The 14,930-nt window shown below is 35.6% G+C and carries 16 protein-coding genes and 1 other RNA gene; 10 read left to right on the top strand and 7 right to left on the bottom strand.

The window, feature by feature from the left end; all coding sequences use genetic code 11:
* Positions 1-3 precede the first annotated feature (3 nt).
* Positions 4-861 carry a UbiA-like polyprenyltransferase gene (locus ACFSAH_RS16720; RefSeq protein WP_379663887.1) on the top strand — a complete coding sequence of 286 codons (858 nt, stop codon included), beginning with the start codon at positions 4-6 and terminating at the stop codon, positions 859-861.
* Positions 858-2,564 (top strand): M3 family oligoendopeptidase, encoded by a 1,707-nt coding sequence (locus ACFSAH_RS16715; protein WP_379663886.1) that lies wholly within the window; start codon positions 858-860, stop codon positions 2,562-2,564. Before ACFSAH_RS16720 ends, ACFSAH_RS16715 begins: the two co-directional genes overlap by 4 nt.
* Before the next feature lie 109 nt (positions 2,565-2,673).
* Here the strand turns inward: ACFSAH_RS16715 and ACFSAH_RS16710 are convergent, their stop codons facing one another.
* Positions 2,674-3,060, bottom strand: coding sequence for a GreA/GreB family elongation factor (locus tag ACFSAH_RS16710; RefSeq protein WP_379663885.1), 387 nt, complete (start codon positions 3,058-3,060; stop codon positions 2,674-2,676).
* 429 nt (positions 3,061-3,489) lie between these two features.
* On the opposite strand from ACFSAH_RS16710, the gene ACFSAH_RS16705 reads away from it, so the two are divergent.
* From ACFSAH_RS16705 to ACFSAH_RS16695, 3 genes are read left to right on the top strand one after another with little or no spacing between them, the layout of a single operon-like run.
* A complete protein-coding gene (locus tag ACFSAH_RS16705; RefSeq protein ID WP_379663884.1) occupies positions 3,490-3,786 on the top strand; it encodes a Dabb family protein in 297 nt (98 codons plus the stop codon).
* A 6-nt stretch (positions 3,787-3,792) separates the two neighbouring features.
* Positions 3,793-4,377: a hypothetical protein gene (locus ACFSAH_RS16700; protein ID WP_379663883.1), complete on the top strand. Its 585-nt coding sequence runs from the start codon at positions 3,793-3,795 to the stop codon at positions 4,375-4,377.
* Between the two features lies 1 nt (position 4,378).
* Positions 4,379-5,062 carry a DUF2490 domain-containing protein gene (locus ACFSAH_RS16695; protein WP_379663882.1) on the top strand — a complete coding sequence of 228 codons (684 nt, stop codon included), beginning with the start codon at positions 4,379-4,381 and terminating at the stop codon, positions 5,060-5,062.
* 22 nt (positions 5,063-5,084) lie between these two features.
* Here ACFSAH_RS16695 and ACFSAH_RS16690 read toward each other — a convergent pair whose 3' ends face one another.
* Positions 5,085-7,496, bottom strand: coding sequence for an alpha-ketoacid dehydrogenase subunit alpha/beta (locus ACFSAH_RS16690; RefSeq protein WP_379663881.1), 2,412 nt, complete (start codon positions 7,494-7,496; stop codon positions 5,085-5,087).
* Between the two features lie 136 nt (positions 7,497-7,632).
* Here ACFSAH_RS16690 and ACFSAH_RS16685 point away from each other — a divergent pair, with 136 nt between their 5' ends.
* The 3 genes from ACFSAH_RS16685 to ssrA all read left to right on the top strand — a co-directional run bounded on the left by ACFSAH_RS16685 (position 7,633) and on the right by ssrA (position 9,818).
* Entirely contained in the window at positions 7,633-8,031 is a 399-nt protein-coding gene (locus ACFSAH_RS16685; RefSeq protein ID WP_379663880.1) for a DUF1573 domain-containing protein, read from the top strand.
* 121 nt (positions 8,032-8,152) lie between these two features.
* On the top strand, positions 8,153-9,388 hold the full coding sequence (locus tag ACFSAH_RS16680; RefSeq protein WP_379663879.1) for a pyridoxal phosphate-dependent aminotransferase: 1,236 nt from the start codon (positions 8,153-8,155) through the stop codon (positions 9,386-9,388).
* Between the two features lie 32 nt (positions 9,389-9,420).
* Positions 9,421-9,818: a transfer-messenger RNA gene (gene ssrA, locus ACFSAH_RS16675) on the top strand.
* 61 nt (positions 9,819-9,879) lie between these two features.
* On the opposite strand, the gene ACFSAH_RS16670 is transcribed toward ssrA, so the two are convergent.
* The 3 genes from ACFSAH_RS16670 to ACFSAH_RS16660 all read right to left on the bottom strand — a co-directional run bounded on the left by ACFSAH_RS16670 (position 9,880) and on the right by ACFSAH_RS16660 (position 12,027).
* A complete protein-coding gene (locus ACFSAH_RS16670; protein WP_379663878.1) occupies positions 9,880-10,719 on the bottom strand; it encodes a hypothetical protein in 840 nt (279 codons plus the stop codon).
* Positions 10,720-10,995: 276 nt separating this feature from the next.
* The gene (locus ACFSAH_RS16665; protein WP_379663877.1) at positions 10,996-11,313 is read right to left on the bottom strand and encodes a phosphoribosylpyrophosphate synthetase; all 318 of its coding nucleotides are present in this window, start codon (positions 11,311-11,313) and stop codon (positions 10,996-10,998) included.
* 147 nt (positions 11,314-11,460) lie between these two features.
* Positions 11,461-12,027 (bottom strand): tetratricopeptide repeat protein, encoded by a 567-nt coding sequence (locus tag ACFSAH_RS16660; RefSeq protein ID WP_379663876.1) that lies wholly within the window; start codon positions 12,025-12,027, stop codon positions 11,461-11,463.
* Positions 12,028-12,158: 131 nt separating this feature from the next.
* On the opposite strand from ACFSAH_RS16660, the gene ung reads away from it, so the two are divergent.
* Positions 12,159-12,833 (top strand): uracil-DNA glycosylase, encoded by a 675-nt coding sequence (ung, locus tag ACFSAH_RS16655; protein ID WP_379663875.1) that lies wholly within the window; start codon positions 12,159-12,161, stop codon positions 12,831-12,833.
* A gap of 20 nt (positions 12,834-12,853) precedes the next feature.
* Here the strand turns inward: ung and ACFSAH_RS16650 are convergent, their stop codons facing one another.
* A complete protein-coding gene (locus ACFSAH_RS16650; protein WP_379663874.1) occupies positions 12,854-13,048 on the bottom strand; it encodes a hypothetical protein in 195 nt (64 codons plus the stop codon).
* Positions 13,049-13,222: 174 nt separating this feature from the next.
* Here ACFSAH_RS16650 and ACFSAH_RS16645 point away from each other — a divergent pair, with 174 nt between their 5' ends.
* Positions 13,223-13,594, top strand: coding sequence for a DMT family protein (locus ACFSAH_RS16645; protein WP_379663873.1), 372 nt, complete (start codon positions 13,223-13,225; stop codon positions 13,592-13,594).
* 178 nt (positions 13,595-13,772) lie between these two features.
* Here the strand turns inward: ACFSAH_RS16645 and ACFSAH_RS16640 are convergent, their stop codons facing one another.
* Positions 13,773-14,717, bottom strand: a complete 945-nt coding sequence (locus ACFSAH_RS16640; protein ID WP_379663872.1) for a sulfite exporter TauE/SafE family protein — start codon at positions 14,715-14,717, stop codon at positions 13,773-13,775.
* Positions 14,718-14,930: the final 213 nt, after the last annotated feature.

The following is a 14,930-nucleotide window of genomic DNA, read 5'->3' as shown; positions in this document are numbered from 1 at the left end:
AACATGAAAAAATACTTATCGTTAGTCACTTTTTCGCATACCATATTTGCTATGCCTTTTGCATTTATTGGATTCTTTTTGGCAATAAGCACAACAGATCATTCATTCTCGTGGCAAAAACTACTGTTAATGGTGTTATGTATGGTTTTTGCCAGAAATGCAGCTATGGCTTTTAACAGGTATCTGGATAGGGATATTGATGCCCTTAACCCCAGAACCAAAGTTAGAGAAATACCTGCAGGTAAAATTTCGGCAACAAATGCCCTCATCTTTACCATTATAAATTGTGTTCTATTTATAACCGCTACCTGGTTTATTAATAAACTATGCTTTTGGCTATCGCCAATTGCCCTGTTAGTTGTTTTAGGTTACAGTGCCACCAAAAGATTTACAGCTTTATGCCATTTAGTTTTAGGATTAGGTCTCTCCTTAGCTCCTATTGGCGCTTATTTGGTAATTACGGGAGAGTTTAATATACTTCCGGTACTATTTTCTTGTGCAGTATTGTGTTGGGTAAGTGGTTTCGACATTATTTATGCGCTTCAGGACGAAGATTTTGACCGGAACCTTAAACTACACTCGATTCCTTCCTATCTGGGAACAAAAAATGCACTTCGGGTCAGTAATATATTACATGTACTGTCAGCCCTATTTGTAATTATTCCGGTATTTATTACTCCACTTTCGTGGATATATTATATTGGCCTGGTTATATTCATCAGTATGTTAATCTACCAGCATAGATTGGTAAAACCCAACGACCTTTCCAGAGTGAATTTTGCATTTATGACTACTAATGGAATTGCTTCAGTTGCCTTTGCCATTTGCTTTTTATTAGACGTTTTTATAAGATCATTATGATAATAAAGAAAAAAGAGAAAACCTTTGTTCCCCATAATATTGAAATTAAATGGGAAAATCTTGAACCTTTATTTACCGAACTGGTAAACAGACCTTTAAATTCTGTTACCGAACTTGAAAAATGGTTGCAAGACAGAAGTGAACTTGAGGCTACTTTAGAAGAGGATTTTGCCTGGAGATATATTAAAATGACTTGTGATACGGCAAACGAAGAACTGGTAAAAAGTTTTCAATATTTTGCTACGGAGATAGAGCCTAAGATTGCCCCTCTTCAAAACGAACTGAATAAAAAACTAATTTCTTCCGCTTATCTTGAAGCACTGGATCAAAGCAAGTATTTTATTTATTTGAGAGGTGTAAAAAAAGCTTTGGAACTTTTCAGGGAAGAGAATATTCCTTTACAGACACAAATACAGGTTGAGCAACAGAAATATCAGGGAATTACTGGCGCAATGTCTGTTATTATCAACGACAAAGAATATACTCTGGAACAAGCCGCTAACTTTTTAAAGGATTTAGACAGAGAGAAGAGGAAAACAGCCTGGGAGAGTATTACAATAAGACGACTTCAGGACAAAAATGAACTGGATAGCTTGTTCAACAAACTCAAAACACTGAGACATGAGGTAGCTGTTAATGCTGGTTTTTCTAATTTCAGAGATTATATGTTTGCTGCTTTGGGCAGGTTTGACTATACGGTACAAGATTGTTTTGATTTTCATAAAGCTGTACAATTGGAAATAGTTCCTATTTTGGCAGCTCAAGCTGATGAACGAAAAAAAGCTTTAAATCTTGATGCTTTAAGACCATGGGACACAGAAGTAGACACGTCTGGTAAACCGGCTTTACGACCTTTTGAAAACGGTGAGGAACTGATAAATAAATCTATAAACTGTTTTCGTAAATTAAATCCGTATCTGGGCGAAAGGCTGGAAATTATGAAGGCTAACAACTTATTTGACGTTGAAAGCAGAAAAGGCAAAGCTCCCGGCGGTTACAACTACCCGTTAGCAGAAACAGGAGCTCCGTTTATTTTTATGAACTCGGCAGGATCTTTCCGTGATTTAACAACGATGGTTCACGAAGGTGGCCACGCGGTGCATACTTTTTTAACTGCCAATCTGGAGCTTAATGATTTCAAACACTGCCCTTCGGAAGTTGCAGAACTGGCGTCTATGTCTATGGAATTAATTTCTATGGATTATTGGGATGAGTTTTTTGACAACGCAGAAGATCTGAAAAGAGCTAAACAGTATCAATTAAAAGATATTTTAAAAACTCTGCCCTGGGTGGCTGTAGTAGATAAGTTTCAACATTGGATTTACGAAAACCCTGAACATACTTCTGAAGAAAGAACAACGGCATGGAGAAGGATTTTCTCTGAATTTGGAGCTAACTTTGTTGATTGGACGGACTATGAAGAAGCTTTTTCTAACCTATGGCAAAAACAGTTACATATTTTTGAAGTACCGTTTTATTATATCGAATACGGAATTGCTCAATTAGGCGCTATTGCAGTCTGGAAAAATTATAAAGAAAAACCGGAACAAGGTTTAGAGAATTATATGAATGCTTTAAAATTAGGTTACACAAAATCTATTAAAGAAATATATCAAACCGCCGGAATTGAATTTAATTTTAGTGCCTCTTACATTCGTGAGCTCGCTAATTTTGTAATGAGCGAACTTAAAAAGCTGGATTAAAATAAAACACCATCACTAAAATAAAATAAGCGAAGTCGAAGTTGCTATATTATTCATCATGCATTTCGACTCCGCTTACTTCTTTCTGTAAAAATTAACCTACCGCCTGTTAATTCACAAAAGAGGCTTCTTTTATAGCATAATTTCTAATACCATCCGGCATTTCCCAGGAAACCTTATCTCCTACTTTATATCCTAAAAGTGCTACTCCTATTGGAGATAATACCGATATTTTATTAATGCTTTGTTTCGCTTTTTTGGGTTCTACCAGCGTAAATTCAAGCTCCTTTCCCGACTCTTCTTCTACCACCTTCAACTTCGTATTCACAGAAACGAAGCCTTCCGGAATACTTTTTTCTGTAAGCACCTCTGCAACACCTAGTTCATTGGTTAATTTTTGCTTGTTAAAATCAGACATCTTGTTTACGTTAGACTTCAAATAGTCCTTCAACATACTGTAAACACCTTTGGATAATTTCAATTCTACGTTTTCCATAACAATTTTGATTATTTTAAATGATTAAACAATTGAAAGCACATTAAATCCGTAGCTATACGTAAGTACGCCACCTATATACCTCTCTAAAAATCTGAACTTCCCCCGATCTTGGAAAACCGGGGCTTAACGTATAAAATCCTTACACGCTATCTGATAAGAATACTCGGTTGGAAAATTAAAACGATTAAATCTATCGTAAAATAAAAAAGCATTAGAAATAACCGTTGCTAAATACTCTAAAAAACCATTAAAGCTAATCATATCACCAATAACAATTAATCTTCAATAATAGATTTCCCATAAATATAACCTTATCTAAGCAATATAAAAAGTATCTAAAACGCTTAGTATAATGTCATGACAATTAACCATTATTGTTGCATGCAGAATAGTTATCTTTGAAATATCAAATTACAATTTAAAGACATGCTAACACATCACGTATTATTTTGGCTTAAACCCGAAACTTCGGGAGAACAAAGAACAGCCTTCAGAAAAGGCCTAGAATCTTTAAAAAATATAGAAACTGTCACATCTATACATATCGGAGTGCCGGCCCCTATTGAAAGAGCTGTAGTTGACAATACCTATACTTTTTCGTTATTAACTACATTTGATGATTTGGCAGGACACGATGTTTACCAAACACACGCTATACATTTGGCCTTTCTTGATCAATTCAAGATTTTTTTCGAAAAAGTTATAATATACGATTCGCAATAAGCTAACATGAATACCTCTATAAAAATCTTTTGCCTGCTGGTTGCTTTAACCTTGAGTTTGCAAACTTCTGCACAGCAAAAGATAGAAAAGGAATACCGGATAAAAGCCTCTATGGTCCCCAAACAGGCTGTAGATTTTATACAGGAATGTTTTCCCGACACCAAGGTAAAATGGTATAAAGAAGAAGGTAACTCTACCTATTTTTTAGAAGCAAAACTAAGGTTTGGAGGGTATTTATACAGCATAAAATTTAATACAGACGGGACTCTCCTGGATACAGAATATATTATCAGCTTTAATCAGATTCCTGATCAAGCCCGTCTAAAAATAGAAAACCATTTAAAGGAAAGATTCACTTCTTTTTCTATAAAAAAGGTACAGGTACAATGGTTGGCAGACGAAACCACCACAAAAAAGCTGATTGATAAAGTAAAAGTATCTGATTTAAAATTCACAACAAACTTTGAAATTGAGGTTAGAGGAAAGCATCAATCCCAAGTTGAGTTTTATGAATTTTTGTTCAGCTCAAAAGGAGAGTTATTAAAAGAATACACCATTATCCAAAGAAACCCCAATAACCTTATTTTTTAAAATGAAGATTTATTTTTCGTTAGTTATATGCGCCTTTTTTATGGTGCAGCAGGTTATGGCGCAAAACGACTATAAACTAGGCATACTATCGCAATTGAATAGCGATGTGTCTTTGCAAAAAAACTATAAACTGAACGCGAAGTTAGAAACCAGACAGATATTCTATCAGGGCCAAACGAATGAAAAAATGTTGTTTGGATACGATTATGAACGCAGCGATCTAGAATTAGTACTATCTAAGAAAATAAATTCTTTAAATGCTGTTGGCCTGGGCTATTTGATTAGGTTAAAGGATGGAGAGACTACTCATAGAATGATACAGCAATACTCCATCATACAAAATATAAACAAGGTAAGATTGGGACATAGATTTAGAACAGATCAAACATTTTCTGCTCATAGCGACCCCAGATTTAGAATTAGATACCGAATAAGCACTGATAAGTCTTTACAGGGACAAAGCATTGACCCTAAAGAGTTTTACCTGAAATTCAGCAGCGAGATACTTGGAACTTTACAGAAAAAAACTTTTGATACAGAAATCAGAGCTTTAACTTCTTTAGGTTATTATATCAACGACAGCAATAAAGTAGAGGCTGGTATTGATTACAGAATGGAAGAAGTAACTCAAAAAACCAGTACTCATTTAGGCTGGTTAAATATAGGTTGGTACTATAGTTTTTAAAAGCTATAGCACCAACTTATTTTTACAATGGAGGGAATTGAGAAGGATTAGATTCGCTCATCATTTGATAAACGGCTTCTATAATATCATCTGTACTTGGCTTGCCAAAATAATCGCCATCAGAACCATATGAGGTACGATGGCTTTTAGCTGTCAACGTTTGGGGTTGTGCATCTAACAAATAATAACCTTTTTGCCTTTCCAGAATATCTTGCAAAATATAAGCAGAAGCTCCTCCCGGTACATCCTCATCCACTACTAATAATTTATTCGTTTTTTCAAGAGATTTAGCACAATCCATTGCCATATCAAAAGGCATCAATGTTTGTGCATCTAAAACCTCTACATGAATGTTCATTGCTTTTAATTCTTCTACGGCTTCCATTACCTGTTTCAATACAGAGCCATACGAAACCAGGGTAACGTCTTTCCCTTCAGATAAAACTTCCACCTCACCTAAAGACACAGTAAATTCGCCTATATTATCAGGTAGTTTCTCTTTTAAACGATAACCATTTAAAGATTCTACCAATACCGCAGGTTCATCGCCCTTCAATAAAGTATTATACATACCTGCTGCCTGTGTCATATTTCGGGGCACACATAAATGCACCCCCCTTAAAGACCCCAACATCATGCCCATGGGTGAGCCCGAGTGCCAAATACCTTCTAACCTATGTCCTCTTGTACGAACAATCATAGGGGCAATCTGTCCAATTTTTGTACGGTAACTTAGCGTAGCCAAATCATCACTTAAAACATTTAAGCCAAATAAAAGATAATCCAGGTATTGAATTTCGGCAATTGGGCGGAATCCTCTTAAGGCTAATCCCAATCCTTGCCCCATAATGGTCATTTCACGTATGCCCGTATCGGATATACGAATTTCTCCAAACTTTGCCTGTAACCCGGCAAATCCCTGATTAACATCACCAATAAGCCCTAAATCTTCTCCAAAGGCTACCAGCAATGGATTTTTCTCGAAGTTTGCTTCAAAACAAGCATTCAAAACATCCTTACCGTCCACCATTTTAGAACTTTCAGAATATTCAGGCTTCACCTGTTCTACCTTTAAAGGAGAATTGGCTGTGTTTGAAAAAAGTCCAGAGTTATAACGCTCTGTATTGATTTGTTTTTGCTCTTCGTACCAGCTCTTCAGATTTTCTTTAGCCTGAGACTCATGGCTTCTAGCTACTCGCAGAGCTTTACGTACTGCATTAAATATTTCTTTTCGTAAGGGTTCTATTTCGGATTTAAAGATCAAAGCTATTTTTTTGATCTCAGGGATTTCCTGCCCTAAATCTTCCAATAAATCTATGGCACGGTTACGTTCTTTTTTTACCTCTTCAATAAACTCAACCCAAGCCTCTCTAATAATTACTTTGACTTCCCGTTTAATCTCCTCTTCTAATCCTGTAAGCTCTTCCTCTGTACCGATAGCTGATTCGAGCATCCATTTTCTCATCTGTGCGATACAATCGTACTCTCTTTCCCACTCCAGTCTTTCTTTTGATTTATATCTTTCGTGAGATCCGGAAGTAGAATGTCCCTGAGGCTGGGTCATTTCTGTAACATGTATCAGTACAGGAACATGTTCTTCACGGCAAATTTTTATAGCAGTTTCGTATGTTTCGCAAAGTGCTACATAATCCCATCCTTTTACTTTAAAAATCTCAATTCCCGGCTTGTCTTTTGTTCTCTGAAAACCCTGAAGAACTTCTGATATATCTTCTTTAGTGGTCTGGTATTTATTAGGAACAGAAATCCCATAACCATCATCCCAGATAGAAATAGCCATAGGAATCTGTAATACACCGGCGGCATTAACCGCTTCAAAAAACAGGCCTTCGGATGTTGAGGCATTACCTATGGTCCCAAAAGCCACCTCGTTTCCATTGATAGAAAAATTGGTAAACTCTTTTAGTTCCGGATTTTCCCGATAGAGTTTTGATGCTTGTGCCAGACCGACCAAACGAGCCATTTGCATAGCTGTTGGCGATATATCTGAAGCTGAATTCATCATTTCTGTTAAATTCTTCCAGCTTCCGTCTTCATTCAGGGACCTGCTTACAAAATGTGCATTCATTTGTCTTCCACCAGAATGAGGCTCTTTTTCTATATCAGGATTTGCATACAGTTGGGCAAAAAACTCTTTAATAGTTGCCATCCCAGTAGCAAACATAACGGTCTGGTCTCTATAATATCCCGAACGCCAATCTCCCTTCCTAAAAGCTTTGCTCATGGCCACTTGCGCTACTTCTTTCCCATCTCCAAATATCCCGAACTTCGCCTTTCCTGTCAACGCCTCTTTTCTGCCTTGCAAACTTACCTGACGACTCTCATATGCTATTTTATAATCTTTTATAACAATCGCTTTAAAGTCCTCAAAACTCAATTCCGAAGTATCAAACTGATTGGTTACTTTGTATTGCATGCTCTCTTAATATTACTGTCCGTTCGTTTCAAAAATAGGAAATATCATTGGGTATGTCGAATTTTACAATCTTATTTCACTAAAATATTTGGAACATCTTTTGAGATTGTTACATTTGAATAAATTTAATTTGGTTATGAAAAAATTATTTTTTATCGCTGCCATACTTGTTTCTTTCATTGGCTTTACCGCTATGCAAGACAATAAAGCAGAGTTTAAATTTGTAGAAGAAACGTATGATTTTGGAAAAATCCCTCAAGGGAAACCGGTTTCGTTTACTTTTAAATATACCAATGTTGGAAATGAGCCTTTAATTATTTCTAATGTGGAGTCTACCTGTGGTTGTACGGTTCCTAATGTTGAACCTAAACAAGGAACTCCGGTACCAAAAGGTGGATCTGGTTCTATTACATTAACGTACAATGCTGCTGCTTTGGCTCCTTTTAACAAGTTTGTTAAAATCACGTCCAATTCCAAAACTCCTGTAAAAATGTTATACATAAAGGGAGAGGTTGTTAGCGCAGCCGCCAACTAGTATTTAACGCATTAAAATTCAGGAAAAGCCTTCTCTGTAATTTCAGAAAAGGCTTTTCTTTGTATATATACATTCTGAAACTAAATAACAATTTAAAAAACACCACTAATTTTGTGGAATTATGCCAAAGATATCTGAAAAAGGGAAACAGATGCCAGCTTCGCCAATCAGGAAGCTCACACCGCTAGCCGAGAAAGCTAAAGCGGAAGGAAAGAAGGTTTATCATCTGAATATCGGTCAACCCGATATTGAGACACCGGCCGTTATGTTAAATGCGATAAAAAACATCGACTTTAAAGTATGGGCCTATACCGCATCTGAGGGGACTGTCGCCTATAGAAAAGCTTTGGCCCAATACTATAACAAATTAGGATACAACATTACACCAGAAGATATTTTGGTAACAACCGGGGGGTCTGAGGCTATTATTATTTCTTTAATGACTTGTCTTAATCAGGGTGACGAAGTCATTATACCAGAACCGTTTTATGCTAACTATAATGCATACGCTTGTCAGAGTGATTCTGTAGTAAAACCTATACTTTCTGTAATAGATAACGGTTTTGCCTTACCTCCTATTGCCGAGTTTGAGAAATCTATCACTTCGAAAACAAAAGCCATTATGATCTGTAATCCAAATAACCCAACCGGATATTTATATTCCAGACAAGAGTTTTTGGATTTAAAAGAACTTGCTTTAAAACACGATCTTTATATTATTGCTGATGAAGCATACCGAGAGTTTTGCTATGAAGGTAAAGAATTTCTTTCACCTATGCATTTTGATGGATTGGAGGATCATGTTATTATTATAGATACCGTTTCTAAACGCTATAGTGCCTGTGGCGCCAGATTAGGGTGCATTATTACCAAGAACAAAGCCGTGATGGAAATTGCCCTGCGTTTTGCTCAGGCCAGACTAAGTCCTGGATTGGTAGAGCAAATTGCAGGTGAGGCTGCTGCACTTCATACCCCTGATGAATATTTTAAAGAGGTAAACCAGGAATATGAGAAACGTAGAAATATTCTGGTGAGCTCTCTTAATAAAATGGAAGGTGTTTTTTGCCCCAATCCGGGCGGTGCATTTTATGTAGTAGCTAAATTACCTATTGACAACGCGGATAGATTTTGTAAATGGATGCTGGAAGAATTTTCTTATGAAAACCAGACCGTTATGCTTGCACCTGCTACAGGTTTTTATGCTACAAAAGGTGTGGGAGAAAATGAGGTAAGGATGGCTTATGTTCTTAATCAAACAGATTTGACTAATGCCATGATTTGTCTTGAAAAGGCTTTAGAAGTATATCCGGGCAGAACTTTAGCGTCAGATAAAAAACTGACTAACGTACATTTATAGAAAAATGCTTACCTTTGTGTAAGCATTACAACGGGGTCGACCGGAATTGACAGGATGGACGATAAGTGTGTAAGCATGCAGTGAATTGAGAAAACATCACTATAATCAGGGTTCTTAAACAATAAAAGGCGAAAATAATTACGCTCTTGCTGCTTAATCTTAAAGATTTAAGATTTGCCCTAGTCTCGCTACAGTAGCGGAAGCAGGATGTTCCTCAGGGGTTCTAGCCAACGACACCTGAACCAGGAGCACCGAAATGTTGGAATAAGGATACAAATGTTTCGATAGTATCCCGACAATTTTAGAAACTAAGGTTAATGCAGGCTGTTTGTGGCCAACTTTATCCCGACAAATAAACACAAAATAAGCATGTAGAAAGCGCAACTAATCCCATGTTTGGACGAGGGTTCGAATCCCTCCGACTCCACACTATAAACAGAAAAGGTCGAGAGAAATCTCGACCTTTTTTGTTTATAAAAACTAGCTCTATTTTATTTAAACTGCACTTTATAATTATAAACAGTGCTTTTATCTTTGTAATAGATATTAAAAGAATCTGCGGTAAATCCTACTAATCTGAATTTAGAATATTTCTTTACTCCACTTAACTCTCCATTAATAGTAATAATACCATTATCGTTAACGATATCCAATACTTTAAAATCTTTTTTAATTGCAGATTTTGACATATCGCTATCACTAGACCACATTTTAGTCTCTTCAACTACAACAAAATCAGACTTACCATTTGTTAATTTCTTAAAATCTTCAATACTGGGTAACTGGTTAGTATAAGCAACTCCTGTTAGGTTAGTTTCTGCAGAAGACCCTGACTGATAGTAACCTCCAAATTTATTACCCTCACTTCTTTGATTGGTCAGATAAACAATATTTGCCCCCAACATTGCGGCTTCGATTTTCAGTTTCCTATAAGCTCTTTCTTTTACTCTTTCCTGATTTGACAATGTAGTAGTTCCTTTCGCTTTTGAACTCACCTCTCCTAATTTATATAAACCTTTTACTTCTGATTCTACAGAAGTCATGGTAACATTATCATAATCATCTACCGATGATACTTTTTTATAAGAAGAAGCTTCTATAAAGGTTTGCGTACGGCCGCTTTTGAATTTTATTTGCTGAACTGTATTTTTATACACAGTATTGAGTAAATCTTCTCCGGGATAAGAGAACTTTACCGCATCAGCTGTAACTTCTTTAACGCTACACGGAATTCTTTCTCCATTTATAAATAAAGTATCTACCTGCGCATAAGTAACAGAGACGCATAATAAAAACAAAAAAAAGGTTAAAATAGACTTATAATTCATCATAATATTTTTATAGCTCCAAATATATAAACAAGAAAACAAAACAAACACCATAAAATGCAATTTAATTCTCTTTTAGTTAACAACACCAATTCAAAGCTTATAAGCATTTGACTGCATAAAAAAGTATAGTATTGTAAGGAACAATGTCGATAATGCAAACATCAATCACCTGATGATACCACAGCCCCCAAGAACTCCAAATCAAAAAAATAGCTATAAAAAAAAGAAGGCAATCTTTCCAGACGCCTTCTTCTTGTTTAACCTTATATATAATACTTATGGGTTTTTCTTAGATAAGGCCTTAACCATTTCATCAGTCATATCATCACTATAAATCCCGTAAGCATTCACCAATACCCCTTTAATATTATTTTTTGCGGAAGATATTGCATAAACAATGGCTTCATCTCCAGGATCTGTATTGCCCTCAAAGCGGAAATGCCTATCGACAACAAATTCATCAGGGTTAATTTTTAGTGAATTTCCGGCACATACCAAACAGTTTTCACTAAGGTTGAAATCTACCGTATAACCTTCATTTTTGAGTTTATTTAGTACTTCAGACAAGGTGGTCATAGAATTTCTTTCAGTCATAGCAATTCATTTTAATGATTATTAGCAATTTAACATTTTAAACTGTAATAAGTTTATGTTTACCAATCTAAATCAAATTTTAAAGTCACTACTATAAAACAAAAAAGGAGTACTTTAAAGTACTCCTTTTTTGTTTTCATATCTTAATTAATATTGTCTAAATCCTCCTCGGCCTCTACCTCCCTGCACCATTTGCGTTTTATCTAACATACTCATCTGACCCTTCATCATCTTAATCTGCTCGGCCATTAGTTTATTTTTATCTGCTTTCTCTGCTTCTTTTAATAAACGTTGTGCTTCGCGTTTATTACGTTTTGCCATCTCTACTCCTGCTAAACTCAAATTTGCCAAAGCTATATTATGATCCATGGTTAAACCAAACTGCAATGCTTTCTTAAAATATTTTTCGGATTTCATAGGTGATGTTCTTGACTCTATCAAACCTATTAACAGATGGTAATACCCCCATTGTCCTTTATAAAGCTCTTTTTCATAGTTGTTGATTTTATTTAACCATTGTTGAGCTTTATCCATATTTTCTTTTCTGAGATGCCATTGGGCCATCAACATTTTCTCATTAAAAATATAGGTTACAAAAACCAATAAAGCTACAAAAACCAATAAAATCCCCCATCCCCAGTGCGAAAACACCATTAATGTTACGGCTGCTCCTAAAATTACTGCCGCCAGAATAATTCTAATAAAATTTGGCATATCTTCTTCCTAAAATCAATTCTTTTTTAATCTCTAAAATAAAAGTACTTTTCATTTTAACCTAGCATTCCTATTTTAGCGTCTGCAAATATCGGTTATTTGATTTGCTATTCATAAATAAAGGTCAAAAAATGAGTGTACAATTAGAATCTTCCTGGTTAAAGGTTGTTGGTAACGAGTTCGAAAAAGATTATATGAAGAGTTTAAAGTCTTTTCTGTTGATAGAAAAACAACAAAAGAAGATTATATACCCTCCTAGTAACGAGATTTTTAATGCATTCAACCTTACACCATTTGATCATGTTAAAGTTGTACTAATCGGTCAAGATCCTTATCATGGCTATGGTCAAGCTCATGGATTATCTTTTTCCGTGAAGGATAACATCAGACTTCCGCCATCCTTACAAAATATATACAAAGAACTGGAACAAGATATAGCAGGATTTAAAATTCCTTCTACAGGGAATCTTACCAAATGGGCTCAACAAGGTGTTCTTTTATTAAACGCTACTTTAACTGTTGAGGCCAGTAAAGCAGCTTCTCACCAAAAGCAAGGCTGGGAAATATTTACCGATGCGGCTATCAAAGCTGTTTCGGATTATAAATCCGGGGTTGTATTTATATTGTGGGGAAGATTTGCTCAGGAAAAAGCAAGATTAATTGATACAAGCAAGCATTTTATAGTCAAATCTGCCCATCCCTCTCCTTTTTCTGCCTATAACGGTTTCTTTGGATCGCGCCCTTTTAGTAAAACCAATAAATATTTAGAACAACAGGGACTTGAACCTATCGATTGGCAGATCTAACAAGAAAATCTATTCCGGGTCTAAAACCGTGAAGGGATATTTGACTGGCAACAAACTGGTTTTTTACTTTTCTCCAGCTCTGCTTTTGCTTCTGATGTTTTATTATTTTCTGCTTTAACAGATTTAAGGGTATCATTTTGTTTTACAGAATTTTCGCTACAAGAAGTAAAACTCATGCAAAAGGACATCAATACCACGGAAACCAAAAACTTCATCTCTTTTTTATTTACTTTTTAACGAAACCCAAATTAAAGAGAATATTTGCTAAAAATCAAGTATGTACTTGTTTTAATACAATTCATAACCTCGATGATCTGTTGATTTTAAGCCTCCCACAATAAAATTTCCTCTCTTTTTATATCAAAGATTATATTTGTTTTTTTTAATATATGAAAAAAATGCTACTCACTATTGGATTACTCGTTTTATCCAATACTTTCATGACTTTTGCCTGGTATGGTCATCTCAAATTCAAACAGTTCAACTGGTTTAGCAGTCTGAGCTTAACCAGCGTTATTTTAATCAGCTGGGGAATAGCTTTATTTGAATACTCTTTCCAGGTTCCGGCTAACCGGATCGGTTTTAATGAAAATGGTGGTCCCTTTAATCTTTGGCAACTAAAAGTAATTCAAGAAGTTATTACGCTCATCGTATTTACAATATTCACGATTTTTTTCTTTAAAACGGAAACTTTCAAACTCAACCATGCTATTGGTTTTGTATTTCTGATATTGGCCGTGTATTTTATTTTCAAGAAATAGACACCGGGGATGGACTAAACTATTGTTATCTATAATATATAAAGATTCATCCCCTCCTGTAGGAAAATTCATCCCTGATTCTTATACTTATCCGTCACTTTGCTGACCCCTGATTTGAATTGAATTCCTGTTCTGTGAATTTAAAAATGGGAATGCTTTAAGTATTTCCCTCCTTTTATTATAAAACTGTTTCCAAAAACTTCCATATTATTCTGATACTGGATAATAGCACAATAATCCCTACTCCTATAAACGTTTGCTTAACAGGTAATTTCCCCACTAATTTTGCAGCTACCGGAGCCGCCAGTACTCCTCCCAATATTAAACCTATTATGGACTCGAGGTGACTGGTTCCTAAAATGAAGAAGAAAGTGATAGCACTTGCCATTGTCACAAAAAACTCGGTGATACTTACAGAGCCAATAACATATTTAGGACTTCTTCCTTTTGATATTAATGTACTGGTAACAAGTGGCCCCCATCCTCCACCTCCGAAAGAATCCAGAAAACCACCTGCACCAGCTAACCAACCTGCTCTTTTAACTTTTTTAGGCTTTGTGTTGCTTCTCCTAAAGGCTTGCAGCAATATTCTGATACCTAAAATAAATGTATAAACAGAAATAACCGGTCTTAAATAACCTGCATGCTTTTCATCTACATAACCTAATAGCAATGCACCTAAAATAGCACCTATTACACCTGGAATTAACAGCGTTTTAAAAAGCTTCTTATTCACATTACCAAATTTGTAATGACTAAAACCAGATGCTCCGCTTGAAAACATTTCTGCAGTATGTATACTTCCCGATATAACCGCAGGACTATAGCCCCCAGATAGCAACATGGTAGTTGATATTACACCATATCCCATACCTAAAGCTCCATCAACAAGCTGTGCAAAAAAACCTACAGCCAACATAAACAAAAACTGTTTGTTAAATTGCTCTTTTACAAAACTGTCTAATCCCTCATAACTTACCTGATTATAGATATACCCAGCAAAAAACAGGAATGCGATAAATACCAGCGACCACGAAGCTATTTTTTTCCATTTTCTGGTTGACTTTTGATATTCCAACTTTTCAAAATCTACTTTTTCTAACAAATCTTGTTCTTCTATCATGTTTTGTTTTAACTAATGTAATAATGTGTGTAGGATTGATATCAGGAAGCTATCTAATGATAACATACCTATTGATTGAGCACTGATTCGTTACCGAATAAGTTTATTTTAGATTGCCCTACAACAGCACATTCCTGTACAGCGTGGTCTACTAGGGTTCATTTTTTGGATATTAAAGTAAGCCTGATCCATAATCTACTAATTTGATAGACA

It is taken from the genome of Pseudopedobacter beijingensis (genome assembly GCF_042678145.1).
Classification (GTDB): domain Bacteria; phylum Bacteroidota; class Bacteroidia; order Sphingobacteriales; family Sphingobacteriaceae; genus Pseudopedobacter; species Pseudopedobacter beijingensis.
This window is presented reverse-complemented; position numbering and strand designations above follow the sequence as displayed.